Below are 20,095 nucleotides of genomic sequence, written 5' to 3'. Positions count from 1 at the left end.
TTCAGACGGCCTGACGCACAATATGGCGGCCATCAGGCCGTCTGAAGGGAAACACATGAACCAATCACTGAACAATCTGGAAATCAACGTTTACCAACTTGTCCAAAAATTTGAAACGCTGGTTTCAGAAAACCGCCGTCTCAACGAAGAAATCGACAGACTCAAACTCGAGCAAGAGCAACAAAAACGCCAACACGACGCTGCCATTGACGAACTCAGCGAAGCCTTGCTGGTTCAAGTCGGCAAACTCAAAGAAGACCTGCAAAGCAAAATTGACAACCTGACCGTCGAAAAAGAAAACTACCGCAACACACTGGCCCAAAGTGCAGACCAAATCCGCAGCCTCATTGCCCGATTGCCCCAAGAAACACAACAATAAAAGGATGCCCCGTGAGTATCGAACAAGTCAATCTCGACATCATGAATGTCAACTTCACCATCAACACGCCGAGTGAAGAAAAAGCCACCCTCCTACAAGCCGTTGAAATGCTCAACAAAAAAAGTGACGCGATTAAAGAAAGCGGCCGCATCGTCGGCACGGACAAAATCGTCGTCATGGCAGCCCTCAACGTCGTACACGACCTCTTGAAAACCACCCTCAACGACGATTTGGCAATCGGTGAATTTGAGCGTAAAATAACCGACATGAACAACGCGTGCCAAAAAGCACTAGCGCGCTTGGAGCAAAACTAATTTCCCCTTTTCCCTGCGGTGTTCGCGAAGGCATATATTCCTTTGAACCAATACGTTCGCTTTAGGTTGCCGGGAGTTGTAGTGGGCGCGAGCGTCCGTTTATCGGACGCACCCGAAACTACCCGAGGTGACCGCCTTGTCAGCAAGGTTCAAGCGGATTCAGCCTAAACGGCACTCGTGGGGATTCCCTAAAAAAAGCCATACCGACAGGTGTGGCTTTTCCCTTTCTAAGTAAAGACTTTCGTAAAGATTTCCGGCCGTCTGAAAAAACCACATATTCATGCATCAAACACACTCAATTAAGATTGACAAAAGCCAATCTCCTCTTTAAAATCCATAACTTTCTATATATATCTGGATTCCAACCATGAAAACCTTCTCTGCAAAACCCCATGAGGTGAAGCGCGAATGGTTCGTCATTGACGCAGAAGACAAAGTTCTGGGTCGTGTCGCAGCCGAAGTCGCACACCGTCTGCGCGGCAAACACAAACCCGAATACACCCCTCACGTTGATACTGGCGACTACATCATCGTCATCAACGCAGACAAACTGCGCGTGACCGGTGCTAAATTCGAAGACAAAAAATACTTCCGTCACTCTGGTTTCCCAGGCGGCATCTACGAGCGTACTTTCCGCGAAATGCAAGAGCAATTCCCAGGCCGCGCTTTGGAACAAGCCGTAAAAGGCATGCTGCCTAAAGGTCCTCTGGGCTACGCTATGATCAAAAAACTGAAAGTGTACGCCGGCGCCGAACATGGCCACGCTGCACAACAACCTAAAGTTTTGGAACTGAAATAATAAGGACACGACATGAACGGTAAATACTACTACGGCACAGGCCGCCGCAAAAGTTCAGTGGCTCGTGTATTCTTGACTAAAGGTACCGGCCAAATCATCGTAAACGGCCGTCCCGTTGACGAATTCTTCGCACGTGAAACCAGCCGCATGGTTGTACGTCAACCTCTGGTTCTGACTGAAAATGCCGAATCTTTCGACATCAAAGTTAACGTAACCGGTGGTGGCGAAACCGGTCAATCCGGCGCTATCCGTCACGGTATTACCCGCGCCCTGATCGACTTCGATGCAGCCCTGAAACCAGCCCTGTCTCAAGCAGGCTTCGTTACTCGCGATGCTCGTGAAGTTGAACGTAAAAAACCAGGTTTGCGCAAAGCACGTCGCGCAAAACAATTCTCCAAACGTTAATACGTTTTCAGAATCGAATCAAAAAGCCTTGCTCTGCAAGGCTTTTTTCATATATAAAACAATAATCCAATATCCCCGCAATATATGATGAAAACCCTGCTCCACTATGCCAAATCATTGCTTCAGGCTGTGATTATCTTCATCTTCTTATCCCTGATTGTCGACTGGGTGCGCAAGCCTGACCAACCCTTGCAGTCGGCAGCACAAACCATCACTTTAACCGATGGGCAAACCACTTCCCTCCAATCCTTCAGCCAAAATCGGGTTGCCGTTGTTTATTTTTGGGGCAGCTGGTGTCGTATTTGTTCATACACATCATCAACCATAGAAAAGCTGCACCAAGACAATATCCCAACACTGGGCGTAGCCTTACGCTCCGGAAGTGACGCGGACATTGCCCACCATATGCAACAAAACAATCTATCCTTTCCAAACTTCAACGATTCAGACGGCCTGATGGCTCAAAAATGGAACATAGCCGTCACTCCGACCATTATCATATTAAAAGATGGCAAAATGATTCATCACACATCCGGACTTTCCAGTTATATCGGCTTAAAAATCAGAATTTACTTGGCAAATATCTTCAGCTAAATTCATTGAAAATCCACTAAAAATAGAGAATCTAAAGAATAATTTCACCTGAATATATTCAACCAATTCCATTTCATAAATAAATAAACTATCTCTTTCCCAATAACATATGATTTTGTTGAGATTATAAAGAAAATAGACTAAGATATAACCATAAGAACAATTGGAAACATTATTATCAAAACAAACTGTTAGAGATCTTCATCTAATATTGTGGCAGTGATGCTTTTGTTCCCATGACCCGGCTGCCGACGGTAGCCTTAAAACAGCAATATTCGCCTTTATCAATCTACCTCACGCTTCAACGGTTTGATTTTTGATAACACCGGAGACTTAGTAATGCCCAACCAATCTAAACATGCATCTATCAATATCGGTCTGATTCAGGCACGGGAAGCATTGATGACCCAATTCCGCCCTATTCTGAACCAAGCCAATATTACTGACCAGCAATGGCGTATCATCCGGCTCTTAGCGGAAAACGGCACACTCGACTTTCAAGATTTGGCCAATCAGGCCTGCATCCTCCGTCCCAGCCTGACCGGCATTCTGACCCGCTTGGAAAAAGCAGGTTTGGCCGTGCGCCTGAAGCCTTCCAACGACCAACGCCGTGTTTACTTGAAACTGACGCCCGAAGGCGAGAAACTCTATGAGTCCACTGGCGCATTGGTTGACGAGCGCTATGACGCAATTGAAAAAGTCCTTACCAAAGAAAAAATGGCACAACTCAAAGAACTCTTGGCAGAGCTGGCAAAAATCGAACAGGCATTAAAATAAAGCGAGCCGGATGACAGATTCAACACACACATTCAAGAGTTCTTTCCGAGATGCCATGGCCTCCTGTGCCGCCGGTGTGCACGTTATCACGACAGACGGCGAAGCGGGACGCTATGGCATTACCATGACTGCCGTAACTGCCGTTACCGATGAGCCGCCGACGGTCATGCTGTGCATCAACCGCCAATCCGCCATCATTCCCATCCTGCAAGGCAACCGTGATTTGTGTATCAACACACTCAACGACGGCCAGCAGGATGTCGCCGAACACTTTGCCGGACTGACCGACCTCTCGCCCGAAGAACGCTTCGAATACCATATTTGGCACAGGGGGCAAACCGGACAGCTCGAAGTCGAAGGCGCGCTGGCGCACCTGCACGGCAGCATTGTCGATCAACGCGAAATCGGCACGCATTACGTCTTTTTCGTTCAGATCAACGAAATCCGCAATACCGACACACAGGCACCGGCATTGCTGTATTTCCGTAGGCAATTCAAATCTTTGGCATAAATAAAGGTCTCAGGCCGTCTGAAACATCGGTTTCATTTTTTCAGACGGCCTGAGACCTTTTCTGTTTCACACATTATAGGCACACCCATGAAAGCAATGATACTGGCCGCCGGTCGCGGCGAACGCATGCGCCCCCTGACCGACCACACGCCCAAACCCTTACTCGAAGTAGCAGGCACGCCGCTTATCGGCTGGCACTTACGCCGCCTGCAACAGGCCGGTTTCACTGAAATCGTCATCAACCATGCCTGGCTTGGCCAACAAATCGAAGATACCTTGAAAGACGGTTCAGACTACGGAGTGCGCATTGCCTATTCTCCAGAGCGCGCCGGAGGCCTGGAAACCGCCGGTGGCATTGCCACTGCCCTGCCTCTTTTGGGCGACGAACCATTTTTGGTCGTCAATGGCGATGTATTGACCGACATTGATTTCCAAGCTGCACGACTGGCTGCCCAGCGTATGCAGGAACACAACCTTCTCGCCCATTTATGGCTGGTGGACAATCCGCCCCATCATCCCGAAGGCGACTTCGGCCTGCTTTCAGACGGCCTGGTATCCGCTTCATCCACAGACGGCCAAGCCCTGACTTTCAGCGGTGTGGGCGTTTATCATCCCGCACTTTTCAAAGATACCCCGGCGCATCAGGCTGCCAAACTTGCCCCTCTGTTGCGTCAGGCCATGAGCCAAAACCAAATCAGCGGCGAACACCACAACGGCCTTTGGTTGGATGTCGGCACAGTCGAACGCCTGCAAGAAGCCGATCGTATCGCCCAAAGCTGGTAAAACAAAAGAGACGTATCCGATACATCCCTTGCAATATCAAAGGCCGTCTGAAAATATTGGGCAACCCATTTTTCAGACGGCCTCAATCTATCATCAAGCTTTAGCCAATTTCTTTTCTTTCTTCATTCCCAACAAGCCATTGACGATCATCACGCACAATCCCGACCAAATCAGGCCATAGCCGATCAATGCGCCTTTTTGTACCGGCTCGCCCAGCCACACAATCGACACGATAAAGAGCAATACAGGCTCCAAATAGCTCAACATGCCGAACACCGCCACCGGCAGCAACTGATTTGCCTTCAAATTCAAATGCATGGATATTGCACTATTGAAGCCCAGCAACACGATAAAAAAGATTAAAACCGGTTTGGCCGCAATCATCGCCGGCGTATCCGTTGCCAGCAAAATATACGCCAACGCAAACGGCGTAATCATCATCAAATCAAAGGTCAGCCCGATTAAGGAAGGCACGCCCAGCTTGCGACGTAGCAGATAATAAAACGGATAAGTACCGAACACCCATACAGTCGTCCACGAAAACGCGCCCGACCGCACCAATTCACATGCCACGCCTGCACACGCCAAGATTACCGCCACCCTCTGTAACCGGTTCAAACGCTCTTTAAACCAAATCCGTCCGCCCAGCATCATTGCCAAAGGAAACAGGAAATAACCCATGGCAATGTTTACCCCTTCCCCATTGACCGGCCCCCAGACAAACAGCCACAACTGGCTGGCAAATATCGGCGTCGGCAATACAATCAGCAGCCATCGTTTCCAATCCCGGCCGACGCCATAAGCAAAACGCGTTGCCGCCTGCCAACCGTTGACCATCGTCATCAGCACGCACAAAGCCGACAGCATGGCGACTATGCGCCAGGCAAACACCTCCGTCCCCGTCATCGGCCGCATCCACATACCATACAGAAACAGCATGGAAAACAACAAATTGGACGCTATCGCAGCCAGCAAACCTTTGGATAAATTCGTCATTTCAGACGGCCTTTTGCAATCAATCAAAGTTAATATTGTAGAAAAAACGGATGAAAAAATTACTCATCTTTTTGAATGAAGTTTTACCGCAAACATCCGTTTCATTAAAGGCCGTCTGAAAACCCTGTCTTCAGGTTTTCAGACGGCCTTTCATTGCATCGAAGCAGTCTAATACATCAGCCCTGCTTCACAATATCCGACAGCGGCCAGCGCGGCTTGACATTGAATGCGCCGACAGCCTGACGCTCGGCAAGACGCATCGCGCCGGCAAAGGCAATCATTGCGCCGTTGTCGGTGCAATATGCCATCAGCGGGAAATAAACATTGATTTTTTCTTCCTGCGGCTTTGGTTTGCCTTTTTCAGACGGCATTTTAACGGTTAAGCGCGAAAATTCATCACGCAGTTTCCAGTTTGCACCCACACCGCCGGCAACCACCAAAGTTCTAAAGCCAGTATCCAACAACGCTTTTTTGGCTTTGGCCGCTAATACGTCAACCACCGCATCTTGGAAAGCGCGGCAAATATCGTTACGTGTTTGTTCCGGAATTTCATCGCTGCCGGTTTCGGCGCGGACTTTTTCGACAGCGGTTAAAACAGCGGTTTTCAAACCGGAAAAGCTCATCTGCAAATCGTGCGAATGGAGCATGGGGCGTGGGAATGTGAAGGCATCAGGCGTGCCGAGTTTGGCCAACTCGGATAATTTGGCACCGCCGGGATAAGGCAGGCCCAAAAGCTTGGCCGTTTTGTCGAACGCCTCGCCTGCCGCATCATCCACGCTTTCACCCAGCAAGGTGTAATCACCGATACCGCGTACAGCCATAAATTGCGTATGTCCGCCCGACACCAGCAAAGCGACAAATGGAAATTCAGGCTTATCGTCTGCCAATAAAGGCGAGAGCAAATGGCCTTCAAGATGGTGAACGGGGATAACGGGCTTGCCGATGGCAAATGCCAAGGCGTTGGCGAAGCCTGAACCGGCCAGCAATGCACCTCCCAAACCCGGGCCTTGCGTAAAGGCAACTGCGTCAATATCGGCATAGCCTACGCCTGCTTCCTTCAAGCAACCTTGCGTCAACGGCACGACACGGCGGATATGGTCGCGGCTGGCCAATTCGGGGACAACGCCGCCGTATTCGGCGTGCATCGCCATTTGTGTGTGCAAATGATGCGCCAGCAGGCCGCGCTCGGTATCGTAGAGCGCAACGCCAGTTTCGTCGCAAGATGATTCAATTCCTAATACCAACATGGTTTGAGGCCGTCTGAAAAAATGATTAAAAACGATTCAGACGGCGTTTTCTCCGAAAACGGAAAAAGGCCGTCTGAAATAAAGTGTGGGATAAGCTGCTTACAAAGTGCCGTAAGAATGCAGGCCGCTTAAGAACATATTCACGCCGATAAAGGCAAAGGCGGTAATGACCAGGCCGATAACCGCCCACCAAGCCAACACTTTGCCGCGCCAGCCTGCCACCAGCCGCAAATGCAACCAGATAGCGTAATTCAGCCAAACGATGAATGCCCAAGTTTCTTTCGGGTCCCAGCTCCAATAGCGGCCCCACGCATCGGCCGCCCACAATGCGCCGAGAATGGTGGCAATCGTGAAGAACAAGAAACCGACGGCAATCGCTTTGTACATAACTTCTTCAATGACTTGCGAGTGCGGCAGCCATGATTTTTTGCCCGCATCTTCTTTTCGGAGTGCCAGCAATTCGGCAATACCCAGCATGGCGGCGATACAGAATGCGCCGTAGCCGATAAAGTTGGCCGGAACGTGGATTTTCATCCACCAAGACTGCAAAGCAGGAATCAGCGGCTGAATGGCATGAGCCTCGCGTGAAACGCTGTACCATAAGACAAATCCGACCACAATTGCCATAAAGCTGAAGACAAAGCCACCCAGTTTTTGTACGGCAAAACGGCCTTCGTAATAGAGGTACATCAGTGCCGTAATGACCAAGAACAAGATGAATACTTCGTAAAGGTTGGAAACCGGAATATGGCCGGCATCGGGACGCAGCAGATAGCTTTCATGCCAGCGCACCAGCAAACCGACAAAGCCCGCCATCGCGGAAACCCACGCAAACACGGTACCCATTCCCAAAAGTGTATTGGACGGCACATTTTTGCGCACCGCCGCTATTGCGCCGACGATATAGGCAAACAAGGCAAAGAACACAAACGCGCATTGCCACATAATCGCCGACTGGCTGCTTAACAGGTATTTGAGCAGGAAGCCGTCTGCGTGTTTGATGTCGCCGCCATACAAATCAACGGCTAAATACGCCAAGCACACGCCCAAAGGGATAAACCAGCGCATCGGTTTGAAAAACCAACCCAGAAAAACGGCAATACCGGCACTCGCCCACAAAATCACCATTTCGTAGATGTCCATGTTCAGACCGGCTTGGGTTTGGGCAATAAACGCACCGATGGCAATCAGCAGTGCGAATGCCCAGTCGAAGAGGTTGAGGTTTCGGATAAATGATTTGTGTGTCAGAAGCTCATGCTCGGGCAAGGCCTGATGTTCGTTATTCATGGTTCAAATCCTTGGCAAGCTGCTGCAATTGCCGTGTGTGTTGCGGAAATTCTTTCTGCAAGTCGCGTTCGTTGCGGCTGGAAGACATGGCAAAACGGATACGGCCGTCTGAAAACAGTAGCCAAGCGCGTTTTTCACGAATATAGAACATAAACACCGTACCCAACACCAGCAATACCGAACCCAGATATACCAAGAATGCGCCCGGCGAACGGGTCATCTGCAATCCGGAAGAGCGCACTTCGGAATAGCTGTCCAATTGCAGCAGCATCGGCGCGGGATATTCGGTCAAACCGGTGTACGCGTCCATTGCATGCAGCAGGAATCGGTTGCGTTTTTCATCTTGCGGCCAAGCCGGCAGGTTGTATGTACTGATCGTGTCTTCCAAAGCGGCATTCATCACGCCATAGAGCATCTCGTAGAAATAGCCCTGCATTTTTTCCTGCTGATCTTTGGGAATGTTGGTGGTAACAAACTCGTCCAAAGCCAAATAGCCGCCTTTGGCAAAAATCGACAAAGTATTTTCCGCCGCCGCCATGAATTGCTCGTGGATTTCGGCGGGTGCGCCTTTGACAGCGTTGGCAACGGTTTTACGGCGTGCCGCGTCGTCTTTCAAATATTGGCGCAAAGCCATAAAGGTATCGATTTTACCGTTTTTATCCATTGGAATGCGCAACCAGCGGTATTGCTGCGCCAAGCCGCTGCGTGTGCCGGTAATGAAGAAATAGTCTTCATCTTGTTTTACCGGCAACATATAGTTTTTATATTCGACCGCCTGCCCTGCTTTGTCGCGGATGCGGTAAACGATAGATGGGCCAATATTGGTGTATTTTTTGCCTTCCTGACGGACGGAGCGAACATCATTGATGGCGGATTTCAGGTTTTGCTCTTTTTCAGACGGCTCGCTCATGTCTTCGACGTTCATCGAAGTAAACTGGTCGAATTCCAATTTATAAGAAGCCTTGCCCAAATCCAGCGGAAACTCGCGCATGGAAGTTGCTTTGAGCTTGACCGGAGTACGGTCGGCATCAGCCAGATTCCACGCTTTAAACGTCAAGTCCGAGCCGCCGTCGGCGAAACTTGCCTGATAAACCGTAATACCGTGCAACGTCAAAGGATGGTTGACGCGGATGGTATGTTCGCTGACTTTGCCGGTCGCCTTGTCCGTTACTTCCAAGTCGCTGGCAAAATCACGCGGCATACCAGTATCGTAAAAGTCGATATGGAATTTCTTTAATTTGACCGAAAACGGCAGGTCTTGCACCAGCATGCCGTTATCCGCATTCAGAAATACCACGTCCGCGCTCTGACCTTCCGAAATATTGACATTGCCCCTAAACGACAAATTAGACGTACCCAACACGCTTTCGGGCTTAAAGTCTTTGGCGTAAACCGCCGTATTGTCCGGCACGACCCGGCCGGTAAGCATACCGATTTTCAGCAGGATATTGCTGTCTATCAAACCGCCCAAACAAATCACAATCAGCGCAGCATGGGCAAAAATATAGCCCCATTTGTTCATCGCGCCTTTTTTCGCCGCCACCAAAACCGAACCGTCTTCACGCGTAACGGTTTTGCAACCGTAGCCCTGCACTTCCAAATATCGTTGTGCGACTTCGGGCGTCACCTGTCCGTCTAAAACGATGGAATGGCGCATTGCCGCCAGCGATTTTTCCTTCGCGTTTTCACGGAAGGATCGAATCTCGCGCAAAAACGGCGGAACATTGCGAATCAGGCACAATCCGGTGGAAATCACCAAAAACATCATGATGACAACGAACCACGCCGAGGCATACACGTCGTACAGGCCCAACAAGCCGAAAATCTGCGACCAAAACGGGCCGAATTTAACCAAATAATCGACTTGTGGCTGGTTTTGCTGCAAGACCGTACCGATAATCGAAGCCACGCCCAACAGGCTGAGCAGGGCAACGGCAAAACGCATGGAGCTGAAAAAGGCAAACCATGGTCTACGGATAAGTGGGACGGATGATGAAGATTTACTCATGTCTCAAATGTCGGCTTGGGGCAACCCGATTGATGGAACGGACTGCTATGACGTGTGATGCGAAAGGAAGAATATTGCATATTGTAGTCAAAATCTTGCTGTCGCTATTTGAAAAAACCAATCAGGCTTATCGGCCTATATTGGCTAAGGCCGTCTGAAGGGTTTTCAGACGGCCTGTATCAATAAACTCGTTTCAGAACGAAATTTAGTGCAAACCTTGAATGAAGTTGGCTACTGCGTTCAACTCTTCTTCGCTCAGGCGGTTGGCAATATCGGCCATGATAGCGTTTTTACGTTGGCCGGATTGGTAAGCTTTCATTTGCTCGACAACGTAAGCTTTGTGTTGGCCGCCCAAACGAGGATAGGCTTGGATTTCAGTACCGCCGCCCGGGATACCTGCGCCGCTAGGGCCGTGGCAAGACATACATGCCGGCAGTTTTTTAGCGCTCAGGCCGCCGCGATAGATTTTCGCGCCCAGCTCTGGGTTTTCTTTAGGATTGGCTTCGCCCGGTTTGCCTTGTTGTTTGGCATAGTAGGCGGCAGCGTCGCGGATGTCTTGTTCGGACAAGTTCATCACCATCGGTTTCATCACGCCGGCAGCACCGTGGGTACGGGTACCGTCTTTGATGGCCATGGTTTGACCGTAGGTGTAGGCCGCAGCCTGACCTGCCAGTTTAGGATAAGTTGCGATACCGCTGTTACCATCGGCTGCGTGACACGCCGCACAGATAGTAGTCGCTACCTGTTTGCCTTTTTCAGCATCTGCTTTAGGGGCAGCGGAAACCGCACCGGCAGCCAATACCAAGGCCAATAAAGTCAATCGTTTCATGGAGTGCTCCTGATTACAGCATTGCGTACCGCGTCAATGCCTTTTTTATACTCAAATACCGGGGAATTTTCCCGATTAAAACCGATAATTCTATAAACGTGCTATTCTATACCAAGTTTACATTAAATTACTACTCAAATTACCAAACTGCTGCAACATAAATGCCCGATACAAATTATGATGTTGCAGTTTTGTTTCCATGCAAGGAAATACTGATGAACCTTTTTCAAAACGCCAAATTCTTTACAACGGTCAACCATTTGAAAGACCTGCCCGACACGCCGGCCGAGATTGCCTTTGTTGGCCGAAGCAATGCCGGCAAATCTAGCGCCATCAATACTTTAACTAATCATGTGCGCCTTGCCTATGTTTCCAAAACACCGGGCCGCACCCAACACATCAATTTCTTTGAACTGGAAAACGGCAATTTCATGGTCGATTTGCCCGGCTACGGCTACGCGCAAGTACCGGAGGCCATCCGTGCGCACTGGGTCAAACTCTTGGGCGACTACCTGCAACAACGCCGCCAACTGATCGGCCTGATTTTGATTATGGACTCGCGCCATCCGCTCAAGGCTTTAGACATTCAGATGCTGGACTTCTTCCACATCACCGGCCGTCCTGTGCATATCCTGCTGTCAAAAGCAGACAAGCTGTCTAAAAACGACCAGATTAAAACTTTGGCAGCGGTAAAAAAATCACTCAAACCCTACACTGAGCGTCAAAAAATCAGCGTTCAACTGTTCTCCAGCCTGAAAAAACAAGGCATGGACGAAGTCAATCAGGTGGTCGGTTCATGGTTTGACGCGCATCGCGAAGAAATCAAGAATCTTGCAGGCGAAGCATCGCCTGAATGATTGTAAAACAAGGCGGAATAAGATAAGTTGACCAACCGCAAATCTTATTCCGTCATTTGTTTTTCTATAATGCCGTTTTCTATCTGACTTTCAAAGGGTATGTATACGCATACTTTTTTTATTGCGTTTTTTTATTTTCTTATCGCAAACTAAAAACAACGACGCATCAGTGAAAAATCTTAAAAAGCATGGTCTTATTCAACTAAACCTTTTTCAGACGGCCTTTACCTCATCTTCGCCATCTACCCACCCTGCTTCTTTCAATTTCCGCTGTTGCGCGTCATAGCGTGCTTTTTCCACCCAATACATTGTCTGAATACAGGCATCGCCGCACTCGCTGCTGCAACACTCCCACGACTCGGGGCGGACAGGTTCGTCTAAAAGCGGCTCGCCCAAGATAGCTTCGGCTTTATTCTTCAGGGTCGTATCCATCGGCGATTTCCAAGCGCGCACCGTCAAACTCAATCACTTCGCCGCCGCGTATTTTGGCGGTTTTACGGGTTTCGGTTTCGCCGTTGCGCAACACCAGCCCTTCGGCAATAAACGCTTTTGCCTGTCCGCCACTTTCGGCAAGACCGGCCAGTTTCAACAGGTCGCATAAAGCGATGTATTCGTTGTCTTCAAGATAGACTGTTGCTTCCATCATTTAATCCTTTTCAATAATGGCGATATTTTAACATGGCCGTCTGAAAGAAAGCCCCATTCTGTTTTATTTGCTTTATCCAACCCCATTACATTTGGTTTTCAGACGGCCTTTAGCTGCCAACCCTGCTACAATACACCTTTTATTGTTCACGCCGATTTTGCCATGACCGAGCCGACCTACATCCCCCTGCGCCTGCATACCGAATTCTCGATTACCGACGGTATGGTGCGGATTAAAAAACTGATTGCCAAAGCGCAGGAATACGGTTTGCCTGCTTTGGGCATCAGCGATTTGATGAACGAATTCGGCTTGGTGAAATTCTATAAAGCCTGCCGCGGCGCAGGGATTAAGCCGATCGGTGCAGCGGACGTGTGGATAGGCAATCCGAATGCACCTGACAAGCCGTTTCGCGCCATGCTGATTATCCGCAACGATGCGGGCTATCTACGCTTGAGCGAGCTTTTGACGGAGGCCTATGTCGGCAAAGACCGCAATATCCATCATGCGGAACTCAATCCCGAATGGCTGGAAAACGGCGACAACCGCGGCTTGATTTGTTTGAGCGGCGCGCATTACGGCGAAGTGGGCGTGAATCTCTTAAACGGTAATGAAGACGCAGCGCGTGCGGCGGCGTTGAAATATGCGGCATGGTTTCCTGATGCGTTTTATTTAGAGCTGCAACGCCTGCCCGAACGCCCCGAATGGGAAGCCTGCGTTTCGGGCAGCGTGAAGCTGGCGGAGGAACTGGGTTTGCCGGTAGTGGCAACGCATCCGACCCAGTTTATGAGCAGCGACGATTTCAATGCACACGAGGCGCGGGTATGTATCGCAGGCGGCTGGGTATTGACGGATAAAAAACGTCCGCGCGATTTCACGCCGAGCCAGTTTTTCATTCCGCCGGAAACCATGGCCGAACGTTTCGCCGATTTGCCCGAAGCCTTGGAAAACACGGTGGAAATTGCCAAACGCTGCAATCTGCACATCACATTGGGCAAAAACTTCCTGCCGCTCTTCCCTACTCCGGACGGCCTGTCGCTGGACGATTATTTGGTGAAGCTGTCCAACGAGGGTTTGCAGGAACGCATGATTCAGCTTTATCCCGACGAGGCGGAACGGGCGGCGAAAATGCCTGAATATCAGGAACGTTTGGATTTTGAGCTGAACATCATTATCCAGATGAAATTCCCCGGCTATTTCCTTATCGTACAAGACTTTATCAACTGGGCGAAAACACACGGCTGTCCGGTAGGGCCGGGCCGTGGTTCGGGTGCAGGCTCGCTGGTGGCGTATTCATTGAAGATTACCGACCTTGATCCGCTCAAATACGCCCTGCTGTTCGAGCGTTTCTTAAACCCCGAACGCGTTTCCATGCCTGACTTCGACGTGGACTTCTGTCAGGCAAACCGCGGCCGCGTGATTGAATATGTGCGCGAGAAATACGGCGCGGAAGCGGTCAGCCAGATTGTGACTTTCGGCACGATGTCGTCCAAAGCAGTAATCCGCGACGTGGGGCGCGTGCTGGAGCTGCCGTTTATGCTGTGCGACAAACTGTCCAAGCTGATTCCGTTGGAAGCCAACAAACCCCTGAGTTTGGAAAAAGCCATGGAGGCCGAGCCGCAGATTCAGGAATTAATCGAAGCAGAAGAAGCGGACGAACTCATTACGCTGGCGAAAAAACTGGAAGACCTGACGCGCGGTTTGGGTATGCACGCGGGCGGCGTGTTGATTGCGCCGGGCAAGATTTCCGATTACAGCCCCGTGTATCAGGCGGACGAATCCGCCTCGCCCGTATCCATGTACGACAAAGGCGACGTGGAAGACGTGGGTCTGGTGAAATTCGACTTTTTGGGTCTGCGCAACCTGACCATTATCGAAATGGCGCAGAACAACATCAAAAACACCACCGGCGATATTGTCGATGTCGGCAAAATCCCGCTTGATGACCAAGCCGCCTACCAAATCTTCCGCGATGCAAACACCACCGCCGTCTTCCAGTTCGAGTCGACCGGCATGAAAAAAATGCTGAAAACGGCGCACACCACCAAGTTTGAAGAACTCATCGCCTTCGTGTCGCTCTACCGACCCGGCCCGATGGACAACATCCCCGACTTCGTCGCGCGTATGAAAGGCCAAGAATTCCAATATATCCACCCGCTGCTCGAAGGCATCCTTGCGCCGACCTACGGGATTATGGTGTATCAGGAACAAGTGATGCAGGCGGCGCAGATTATCGGCGGCTACTCGCTCGGCGGCGCGGACTTGCTGCGCCGCGCCATGGGTAAGAAAAAGCCCGAAGAAATGGTGAAACACCGAGAAATCTTCGCCGAAGGCGCGGCAAAACAAGGCATTTCGCGCGAAAAATCCGACGAAATCTTCAACTACATGGAAAAATTCGCCGGCTACGGTTTCAACAAATCCCACGCCGCCGCCTACGCCCTGATTTCCTACCAGACCGCATGGCTCAAGGCGCACTACCCCGCCGAATTTATGGCGGCGACCATGTCGTCTGAATTGGACAACACCGACCAGCTCAAGCATTTCTACGACGACTGCCGCGCCAACGGTATCGAGTTCCTGCCGCCCGACATCAACGAATCCGACTACCGCTTCACGCCGTATCCGAACATGAAAATCCGCTACGCACTCGGCGCGATTAAAGGCACGGGCGAAGCCGCCGTCGAATCCATCATCGCCGCTCGGCAAAGCGGCGGCAAGTTTACCGGCCTGTTGGACTTCTGTGAGCGCGTCGGCAAAGAACACATGAACCGCCGCACCCTCGAAGCCCTGATACGCGGCGGCGCGTTCGACAGCATCGAACCCAACCGCGCCATGCTCTTGGCGAACATCGACCTCGCCATGAACAACGCCGACCAAAAAGCCGCCAACGCCAATCAGGGCGGGCTGTTTGACATGATGGAAGACGCCATCGATCCGGTGCAGCTCATCGATGCGCCCATGTGGAGCGAATCAGAAAAACTCGCCGAAGAAAAAACCGTCATCGGCTTTTATCTGTCCGGCCACCCCTTCGGCCCGTATGCCCAAGAAGTCCGCCAAATCGCCCCGACCAAATTAGGCCGTCTGAAACCGCAAGACAGCGTGCGCCTCGCCGGGTTCGTGACCGCCGTGCGCACCATGATGGGCAAACGCGGCAAAATCGCCTTCGTCAGCCTTGAAGATTTGAGCGGGCTGGTGGAAATCATGGTCAGCGGCCACACGCTGGAAAACTGCGCCGACTACCTCAAATCCGACCAAGTGCTGATTATCGAATCCAAAGTCAGCCGCGACGACTACGGCGGCGGCGACGGACTGCGCATCATGGCAAACCAAGTCATGACCCTGCAAATGGCGCGCGAACGCTACGCCCGCAGCCTCAGCCTCGCCCTCACCCCCGGCCACGACATCGCACACCTCGCCGCCATCCTTACCGCCCACCGCCTGCCCGACACGTCGCACATCCCACTGCAACTGTCGTACAGCAACGGCAAAGCATCAGGCAAATTGAAAATTGCACCCAAATGGATGGTAACGCCAAGCACCGCCTTGTTTGACGAACTGGAAACATTGCTCGGCAGCAGGGCAGTTCGTGTGAATTGGTAAAACTAAAGGCCGTCTGAAACAACGACGGAAAGCTGCTGCTTAAACTGCATCGCCAATAAGATGCAAAGCTGTACCTTTGTTTTTCAGACGACGTTTTTGATAAACCATTCAAAGACGTCGTCTGAAAATACAAAACAACACCGCATTACAACTCAATCATCACTTACATATCATGAGCACATACCCCGAAGATCCCGACAGCTTCATCCTGTACGATGAAAGGCCCGATCCCTTCGACAACCGCAGAGTCAGCCGTACACGTTTTGCCGCAGTAAACCTGCCTATTTTGCTGGGCATAGGTGTAGTGTCCGCACTATTGCTGTGGATAAACCAATCATGCTTGGAACAATGCAGCCTCAGCCGACAGGTCGGAGGCGCCGTGTATGTCTTTGCCATCGCCCTTTACGGCCTACTGCACTATCAAAGCACTTGGCTGGAAAAGCGGTGCAATGATGCCGAAAAAGGGCATTATCCGGCAATATGGATGTTCAGAATCAGCATCGTACTTGCCGCCATCAGCCTGATATTTCCGGTATTTACATGGCCTATGGTAGCGAGCGGACTGCTTCAATTCATCTACGGCATGATATTGCCGTCCAACCCTCTGCCCAATCTTATGGGTTACCCAAAAGCCAACTCAACAACCCTGCAAATCTGAAGGAAAGATAACCCACAACAAAGGGGAGCGACAATGCCGAAACAATGCCAAGCACCCAGTAAATACATTGGTTCAGTACAGTTTTTGAGGAGGTAAGCCGCAGCAGTTTGAAATACAAGGAGAACCAGGCGGATGACAAGGCAATAATCAGTAAAAAGCTGACGAGGGAGAAGGAACCGGAGAAAGCGTATTCCAGCATTGTCCCTATCGCGGCATAAAGCATGCCTGCGCCTAGCGCCCATTTCCAGATGGGATAAAGCCTATCGGGGAAATTCAGTGTTCCGGAGGCTTGGAGCCTGCCGAATACCAATACAAATATGATGTCAAACATAATAATGGCTGTTTTAGTGTAGGGTACGACAATATATATGAAAAAGGGGGTGAAAATACACCCCCTTTTCCTACAGATGCCCCATATCAAAGGCCGTCTGAAAAACAGTTTTATTTAACGATTTCAACCGGACCGTGGTCGTCGCAGTGATCGCCGTGTTGGTGATGCAGACGGCCGTTGACGATGTAGTCGACGTGATCGCCGTGCGGTACGGCTTCGTGGCCGCAACCTTCGCCGTGAACGTGGCCGTGGCAGGTGTCAACCGGGTGGCAGCCGTCAGGGTTGGTTTCATTGACGCTCAGTGCATGCTCGTCGTAGTGGCCGTTGTGCTCATGGTGCAGGTGGCCGTCGTGTAGATAATCGACGTGGCCTTCATGTTTGATGGCAGTGTGGCCGCAGTTTGCGCCGTGGACGTGGTCATGATGTTCGTGGGTTTTACAGGTCATTTTTTCTCTCCTAATGTTCAGTGAATAGCAATCTTTCGCGATTGATTTTTTATCTTATCTTTTTTTGATGCAAACGTAAAAAATTTTACAGTTATTAATATATTGTTACGATATATCATCTATTGATATATCAGACTATTTTGTTTTTCAGACGGCCTTTTATTCATCATTCATTTATTTTCAGCGAGAACTTAAAACCCTTCCGATAATTCAAAATATCGAATTTTTCAGCCGTAACGGGTAACATGGAAACAAAGAGATGGGTTCTTCAAACAAACAGGTACTGCAATGGGAAAACAAGCCAGACTTTATATGGTTCGCAGCACGCAAGGTGCGCTTTATGATGTATTTTTTGAACGCGGTGTGGTGGCGTTGGCCTGGCCTATGCTGGCCGAAGCGGCGGCCAAGGGTTTTGGCCGTGAGGAACTGACGGATATTTACCGTTCAGCCGTGCCGGATGTGAAGTTGAGAACAGCGCAATCGGGTGCGGCTCAGATGTGGCGGTTTGTCAACGAATTGGCCGATGGAGATGCCGTATTGACCTACTCGCCTGCCCTGCGCCGTTATCGGGTCGGCAGGATTACGGGCGGCGCGGTACATTGTCCGCAATGGGACGATGAAAAAATGTCGCTGGTGCGGCCGGTTGAGTGGCTGGGCGAAGTGTGCCGTGATGATTTGAGTGCGGCGGCGCAACGGGCTTTAGGCAGTGTGGCAACTTTGTTTGCGGTATCGGAATCGTGTGCGGCAGAAATTTTTGAACGCGTGGGTTTTCAGACGACCTAAAAAGGGAAAGGAAACAGGATTATGTGGAACACCATGCATGAATGGCTGAACGCTTTGCCTGTCAGTGAAGAAATCATTAAATCGGCATTGATGTCGGTATTGATGATTGTGGCCGTCATTGCCGGGCGCAGCATTTTGCTCTCGGCGCATTTTCGCAGCCATCCGGATTTGAGCATTGAAAACAAACGCCGCTCGCTGGTGTTCAGCCGCAACGTGACCATGCTGCTGATCCTGCTCGGGCTGGCGATGATTTGGGCGGCGCAGATTCAAACTTTGGCCTTGTCGATGTTTGCAGTTGCCGCGGCGATTGTAGTGGCAACCAAAGAGCTGATTATGTGTTTGTCCGGCAGCATCCTGCGCTCGGTAACCAAACAATACTCCATCGGCGACTACATCGAAATCAACGGCCTGCGTGGACGGGTGGTCGATATCAATATGCTGAACACCCTGATGATGCAAATCGGCCCCAACCCTTTAATCGGCCAGCTTTCCGGCAAAACGCTCTCGTTTCCCAACAGCCTGCTTCTGAGCCACACCGTGCGCCGCGACAATATTTTGGGCAATTATGTGATTCATACGGTGGAAATCCCCGTGCCGATTCATTTGGATTCGGACGAAATCATAGGCCGTCTGAAAGCCGTTCTTGAGCCGTTGTGCGCGGCCTATGTTCCCGTTATCCAACAATATTTGGAAAACGTTCAAGCACAAAAACTCTTTATTACCCCCGCCGCCCAGCCGCGCGTGTCCCGCGTGCCGCATGATGACAAGGTGTACCACATCATCGTACGCTTCGCCTCCCCCGTTTCCAAACGGCTAGAAATACAACAGGCCGTCTTAGACGAATTTTTGCGCACGCAATACCGACTGATCAACCAAACAAAATAGTACGGTTTGTTTATTGATACAATCAAATCCCTTACAATAATGAAGTTCACAATCAACAATAAGGAAAAGTCATGTTGCCCGAATCAGCCCTTGCCGAAATGTATCCCGTCATTATGACCCCCAGCCATGACGGCAAATATTTCCACAACTACACCCTCTCACTTCTGAACATCGTCCACACCAACGCCTCGCACGGCCTGCCGCTTCAAGTGATGATGCAGCGCGGCGAAAGCCTGATTACGCGCGCACGCAACAACTGCGTGGCCACATTCTTAGAAAACAAAGAATGGACGCATTTATTCTGGATTGACTCCGACATCGGCTTCTCTCCCGACTCATTCTACCGCCTGCTCTTGGCAGACAAAGACGTTGTGGCAGGCATTTACCCGCTCAAACGCGAGAATTGGCCTGAAGAAGGCGTTCCGGCCGGCACGACCCAAGCCGACTTCGAGCGCATGTACACTTCTTATACCGTCAACACCAACGAAAAAGACGAAAACGGTGAAATCGTCCTGAAAGTCGATGAAGACGGCTTTATGAAAGTCCATGACGCGCCAACCGGCTTTATGGTTATCAAGCGCAGCGTATTTGAAAAAATGATGGCAGCCTACCCCGAGTTGAACTACATCTCCGACAGTGACTACAACAGAGAAGACAAAGGCCTGCACTACCGCTTCTTCGACTGCATGGTTGATCCGGAAAGCAAACGCTACCTGTCCGAAGATTACACCTTCTGCCACCTCTGGCATCAAATCGGCGGCGAAGTGTACGTCGATGTACAATCCAACCTGACCCACCAAGGTGCAAAAGTGTATCGCGGCTCGTTTGCCGAATCCCTGCAAACCAATGTTGCCAATGCAGTATTTGCCCCGAAAGGCACACCGATGCGCCTCGAGCTGGCTGCGCCATTGCACGCCAATCCGCGCGGCGCAGAATAAGATTGGCCGACAAGTAGGCAGGACA

23 protein-coding genes and 1 other RNA gene are annotated in these 20,095 nt (G+C 50.6%); 15 read left to right on the top strand and 9 right to left on the bottom strand.

Annotation, left to right across the window (positions count from 1 at the left end; all coding sequences use genetic code 11):
* Positions 1-55: 55 nt before the first annotated feature.
* The 9 genes from ACTHS4_RS06845 (at position 56) to murU (ending at position 4,562) form a co-directional block, all read left to right on the top strand.
* Complete coding sequence (locus ACTHS4_RS06845; RefSeq protein WP_371460275.1) at positions 56-379, top strand: hypothetical protein; 324 nt, start codon at positions 56-58, stop codon at positions 377-379.
* A gap of 11 nt (positions 380-390) precedes the next feature.
* Positions 391-693, top strand: coding sequence for a cell division protein ZapA (locus tag ACTHS4_RS06840; RefSeq protein WP_003681511.1), 303 nt, complete (start codon positions 391-393; stop codon positions 691-693).
* Positions 694-700: 7 nt separating this feature from the next.
* A non-coding RNA gene (ssrS, locus tag ACTHS4_RS06835) (6S RNA) lies at positions 701-881 on the top strand.
* 179 nt (positions 882-1,060) lie between these two features.
* Positions 1,061-1,492 carry a 50S ribosomal protein L13 gene (rplM, locus tag ACTHS4_RS06830; protein ID WP_003684605.1) on the top strand — a complete coding sequence of 144 codons (432 nt, stop codon included), beginning with the start codon at positions 1,061-1,063 and terminating at the stop codon, positions 1,490-1,492.
* 12 nt (positions 1,493-1,504) lie between these two features.
* A complete protein-coding gene (gene rpsI / locus ACTHS4_RS06825) occupies positions 1,505-1,897 on the top strand; it encodes a 30S ribosomal protein S9 (protein WP_003681515.1) in 393 nt (130 codons plus the stop codon).
* A gap of 84 nt (positions 1,898-1,981) precedes the next feature.
* A complete protein-coding gene (locus tag ACTHS4_RS06820; protein WP_199900800.1) occupies positions 1,982-2,491 on the top strand; it encodes a protein disulfide oxidoreductase in 510 nt (169 codons plus the stop codon).
* A gap of 339 nt (positions 2,492-2,830) precedes the next feature.
* Positions 2,831-3,268 carry a homoprotocatechuate degradation operon regulator HpaR gene (hpaR, locus tag ACTHS4_RS06815; RefSeq protein WP_004520883.1) on the top strand — a complete coding sequence of 146 codons (438 nt, stop codon included), beginning with the start codon at positions 2,831-2,833 and terminating at the stop codon, positions 3,266-3,268.
* Positions 3,269-3,278: 10 nt separating this feature from the next.
* The gene (hpaC, locus tag ACTHS4_RS06810) at positions 3,279-3,779 is read left to right on the top strand and encodes a 4-hydroxyphenylacetate 3-monooxygenase, reductase component (RefSeq protein WP_070825857.1); all 501 of its coding nucleotides are present in this window, start codon (positions 3,279-3,281) and stop codon (positions 3,777-3,779) included.
* Between the two features lie 87 nt (positions 3,780-3,866).
* On the top strand, positions 3,867-4,562 hold the full coding sequence (gene murU / locus ACTHS4_RS06805; RefSeq protein ID WP_070825855.1) for an N-acetylmuramate alpha-1-phosphate uridylyltransferase MurU: 696 nt from the start codon (positions 3,867-3,869) through the stop codon (positions 4,560-4,562).
* A 93-nt stretch (positions 4,563-4,655) separates the two neighbouring features.
* On the opposite strand, the gene rarD is transcribed toward murU, so the two are convergent.
* The 5 genes from rarD to ACTHS4_RS06780 all read right to left on the bottom strand — a co-directional run bounded on the left by rarD (position 4,656) and on the right by ACTHS4_RS06780 (position 10,929).
* Positions 4,656-5,558 (bottom strand): EamA family transporter RarD, encoded by a 903-nt coding sequence (gene rarD / locus ACTHS4_RS06800; protein WP_070825854.1) that lies wholly within the window; start codon positions 5,556-5,558, stop codon positions 4,656-4,658.
* Positions 5,559-5,734: 176 nt separating this feature from the next.
* The gene (tsaD, locus tag ACTHS4_RS06795; RefSeq protein ID WP_070825853.1) at positions 5,735-6,805 is read right to left on the bottom strand and encodes a tRNA (adenosine(37)-N6)-threonylcarbamoyltransferase complex transferase subunit TsaD; all 1,071 of its coding nucleotides are present in this window, start codon (positions 6,803-6,805) and stop codon (positions 5,735-5,737) included.
* A 99-nt stretch (positions 6,806-6,904) separates the two neighbouring features.
* Positions 6,905-8,092: a c-type cytochrome biogenesis protein CcsB gene (gene ccsB / locus ACTHS4_RS06790; RefSeq protein ID WP_440365636.1), complete on the bottom strand. Its 1,188-nt coding sequence runs from the start codon at positions 8,090-8,092 to the stop codon at positions 6,905-6,907.
* A complete protein-coding gene (locus ACTHS4_RS06785; protein WP_440365652.1) occupies positions 8,085-10,037 on the bottom strand; it encodes a cytochrome c biogenesis protein ResB in 1,953 nt (650 codons plus the stop codon). Before ACTHS4_RS06785 ends, ccsB begins: the two co-directional genes overlap by 8 nt.
* Positions 10,038-10,305: 268 nt before the next feature.
* Positions 10,306-10,929 carry a c-type cytochrome gene (locus ACTHS4_RS06780; RefSeq protein WP_003684518.1) on the bottom strand — a complete coding sequence of 208 codons (624 nt, stop codon included), beginning with the start codon at positions 10,927-10,929 and terminating at the stop codon, positions 10,306-10,308.
* Positions 10,930-11,144: 215 nt separating this feature from the next.
* Here ACTHS4_RS06780 and yihA point away from each other — a divergent pair, with 215 nt between their 5' ends.
* On the top strand, positions 11,145-11,786 hold the full coding sequence (gene yihA / locus ACTHS4_RS06775; RefSeq protein ID WP_070503975.1) for a ribosome biogenesis GTP-binding protein YihA/YsxC: 642 nt from the start codon (positions 11,145-11,147) through the stop codon (positions 11,784-11,786).
* A 213-nt stretch (positions 11,787-11,999) separates the two neighbouring features.
* On the opposite strand, the gene ACTHS4_RS06770 is transcribed toward yihA, so the two are convergent.
* Positions 12,000-12,218 carry a hypothetical protein gene (locus ACTHS4_RS06770; RefSeq protein WP_440365635.1) on the bottom strand — a complete coding sequence of 73 codons (219 nt, stop codon included), beginning with the start codon at positions 12,216-12,218 and terminating at the stop codon, positions 12,000-12,002.
* A complete protein-coding gene (locus tag ACTHS4_RS06765) occupies positions 12,196-12,429 on the bottom strand; it encodes an RNA-binding S4 domain-containing protein (RefSeq protein WP_002221492.1) in 234 nt (77 codons plus the stop codon). The genes ACTHS4_RS06770 and ACTHS4_RS06765 overlap by 23 nt, the downstream gene beginning before the upstream one ends.
* 165 nt (positions 12,430-12,594) lie before the next feature.
* On the opposite strand from ACTHS4_RS06765, the gene dnaE reads away from it, so the two are divergent.
* Both dnaE and ACTHS4_RS06755 read left to right on the top strand, forming a co-directional pair.
* The gene (gene dnaE, locus ACTHS4_RS06760; RefSeq protein ID WP_440365634.1) at positions 12,595-16,029 is read left to right on the top strand and encodes a DNA polymerase III subunit alpha; all 3,435 of its coding nucleotides are present in this window, start codon (positions 12,595-12,597) and stop codon (positions 16,027-16,029) included.
* Between the two features lie 172 nt (positions 16,030-16,201).
* Positions 16,202-16,687 carry a cytosine permease gene (locus tag ACTHS4_RS06755; RefSeq protein WP_254347053.1) on the top strand — a complete coding sequence of 162 codons (486 nt, stop codon included), beginning with the start codon at positions 16,202-16,204 and terminating at the stop codon, positions 16,685-16,687.
* Here ACTHS4_RS06755 and ACTHS4_RS06750 read toward each other — a convergent pair.
* Both ACTHS4_RS06750 and ACTHS4_RS06745 read right to left on the bottom strand, forming a co-directional pair.
* Complete coding sequence (locus ACTHS4_RS06750) at positions 16,644-17,018, bottom strand: hypothetical protein (protein WP_440365633.1); 375 nt, start codon at positions 17,016-17,018, stop codon at positions 16,644-16,646. The two genes, ACTHS4_RS06755 and ACTHS4_RS06750, sit on opposite strands and share 44 nt — an antisense overlap.
* Before the next feature lie 110 nt (positions 17,019-17,128).
* The gene (locus ACTHS4_RS06745) at positions 17,129-17,464 is read right to left on the bottom strand and encodes a hypothetical protein (protein WP_003684489.1); all 336 of its coding nucleotides are present in this window, start codon (positions 17,462-17,464) and stop codon (positions 17,129-17,131) included.
* A 288-nt stretch (positions 17,465-17,752) separates the two neighbouring features.
* Here ACTHS4_RS06745 and ACTHS4_RS06740 point away from each other — a divergent pair, with 288 nt between their 5' ends.
* The 3 genes from ACTHS4_RS06740 to ACTHS4_RS06730 all read left to right on the top strand — a co-directional run bounded on the left by ACTHS4_RS06740 (position 17,753) and on the right by ACTHS4_RS06730 (position 20,070).
* Entirely contained in the window at positions 17,753-18,247 is a 495-nt protein-coding gene (locus tag ACTHS4_RS06740; protein WP_440365632.1) for a restriction endonuclease, read from the top strand.
* A 21-nt stretch (positions 18,248-18,268) separates the two neighbouring features.
* Positions 18,269-19,132 carry a mechanosensitive ion channel family protein gene (locus tag ACTHS4_RS06735; RefSeq protein ID WP_004520900.1) on the top strand — a complete coding sequence of 288 codons (864 nt, stop codon included), beginning with the start codon at positions 18,269-18,271 and terminating at the stop codon, positions 19,130-19,132.
* A gap of 71 nt (positions 19,133-19,203) precedes the next feature.
* Positions 19,204-20,070, top strand: a complete 867-nt coding sequence (locus ACTHS4_RS06730; protein ID WP_440365631.1) for a hypothetical protein — start codon at positions 19,204-19,206, stop codon at positions 20,068-20,070.
* Positions 20,071-20,095 lie beyond the last annotated feature (25 nt).

Source organism: Neisseria sp. P0014.S009 (assembly GCF_051958155.1).
GTDB classification, from domain to species: Bacteria; Pseudomonadota; Gammaproteobacteria; order Burkholderiales; family Neisseriaceae; genus Neisseria; species Neisseria flavescens_C.
This window is presented reverse-complemented; position numbering and strand designations above follow the sequence as displayed.

Bases quoted from the DNA above. Each gene is read 5' to 3' on its own strand.
- ACTHS4_RS06845 (WP_371460275.1), top strand. From the start codon at position 56: ATGAACCAATCACTGAACAATCTGGAAATCAACGTTTACCAACTTGTC.
- rplM (WP_003684605.1), top strand. From the start codon at position 1,061: ATGAAAACCTTCTCTGCAAAACCCCATGAGGTGAAGCGCGAATGGTTC.
- rpsI (WP_003681515.1), top strand. From the start codon at position 1,505: ATGAACGGTAAATACTACTACGGCACAGGCCGCCGCAAAAGTTCAGTG.
- ACTHS4_RS06820 (WP_199900800.1), top strand. From the start codon at position 1,982: ATGATGAAAACCCTGCTCCACTATGCCAAATCATTGCTTCAGGCTGTG.
- hpaR (WP_004520883.1), top strand. From the start codon at position 2,831: ATGCCCAACCAATCTAAACATGCATCTATCAATATCGGTCTGATTCAG.
- hpaC (WP_070825857.1), top strand. From the start codon at position 3,279: ATGACAGATTCAACACACACATTCAAGAGTTCTTTCCGAGATGCCATG.
- murU (WP_070825855.1), top strand. From the start codon at position 3,867: ATGAAAGCAATGATACTGGCCGCCGGTCGCGGCGAACGCATGCGCCCC.
- rarD (WP_070825854.1), bottom strand. From the start codon at position 5,558: ATGACGAATTTATCCAAAGGTTTGCTGGCTGCGATAGCGTCCAATTTG.
- tsaD (WP_070825853.1), bottom strand. From the start codon at position 6,805: ATGTTGGTATTAGGAATTGAATCATCTTGCGACGAAACTGGCGTTGCG.
- ccsB (WP_440365636.1), bottom strand. From the start codon at position 8,092: ATGAATAACGAACATCAGGCCTTGCCCGAGCATGAGCTTCTGACACAC.
- ACTHS4_RS06785 (WP_440365652.1), bottom strand. From the start codon at position 10,037: ATGCGTTTTGCCGTTGCCCTGCTCAGCCTGTTGGGCGTGGCTTCGATT.
- ACTHS4_RS06780 (WP_003684518.1), bottom strand. From the start codon at position 10,929: ATGAAACGATTGACTTTATTGGCCTTGGTATTGGCTGCCGGTGCGGTT.
- yihA (WP_070503975.1), top strand. From the start codon at position 11,145: ATGAACCTTTTTCAAAACGCCAAATTCTTTACAACGGTCAACCATTTG.
- ACTHS4_RS06770 (WP_440365635.1), bottom strand. From the start codon at position 12,218: ATGGATACGACCCTGAAGAATAAAGCCGAAGCTATCTTGGGCGAGCCG.
- ACTHS4_RS06765 (WP_002221492.1), bottom strand. From the start codon at position 12,429: ATGGAAGCAACAGTCTATCTTGAAGACAACGAATACATCGCTTTATGC.
- dnaE (WP_440365634.1), top strand. From the start codon at position 12,595: ATGACCGAGCCGACCTACATCCCCCTGCGCCTGCATACCGAATTCTCG.
- ACTHS4_RS06755 (WP_254347053.1), top strand. From the start codon at position 16,202: ATGAGCACATACCCCGAAGATCCCGACAGCTTCATCCTGTACGATGAA.
- ACTHS4_RS06750 (WP_440365633.1), bottom strand. From the start codon at position 17,018: ATGTTTGACATCATATTTGTATTGGTATTCGGCAGGCTCCAAGCCTCC.
- ACTHS4_RS06745 (WP_003684489.1), bottom strand. From the start codon at position 17,464: ATGACCTGTAAAACCCACGAACATCATGACCACGTCCACGGCGCAAAC.
- ACTHS4_RS06740 (WP_440365632.1), top strand. From the start codon at position 17,753: ATGGGAAAACAAGCCAGACTTTATATGGTTCGCAGCACGCAAGGTGCG.
- ACTHS4_RS06735 (WP_004520900.1), top strand. From the start codon at position 18,269: ATGTGGAACACCATGCATGAATGGCTGAACGCTTTGCCTGTCAGTGAA.
- ACTHS4_RS06730 (WP_440365631.1), top strand. From the start codon at position 19,204: ATGTTGCCCGAATCAGCCCTTGCCGAAATGTATCCCGTCATTATGACC.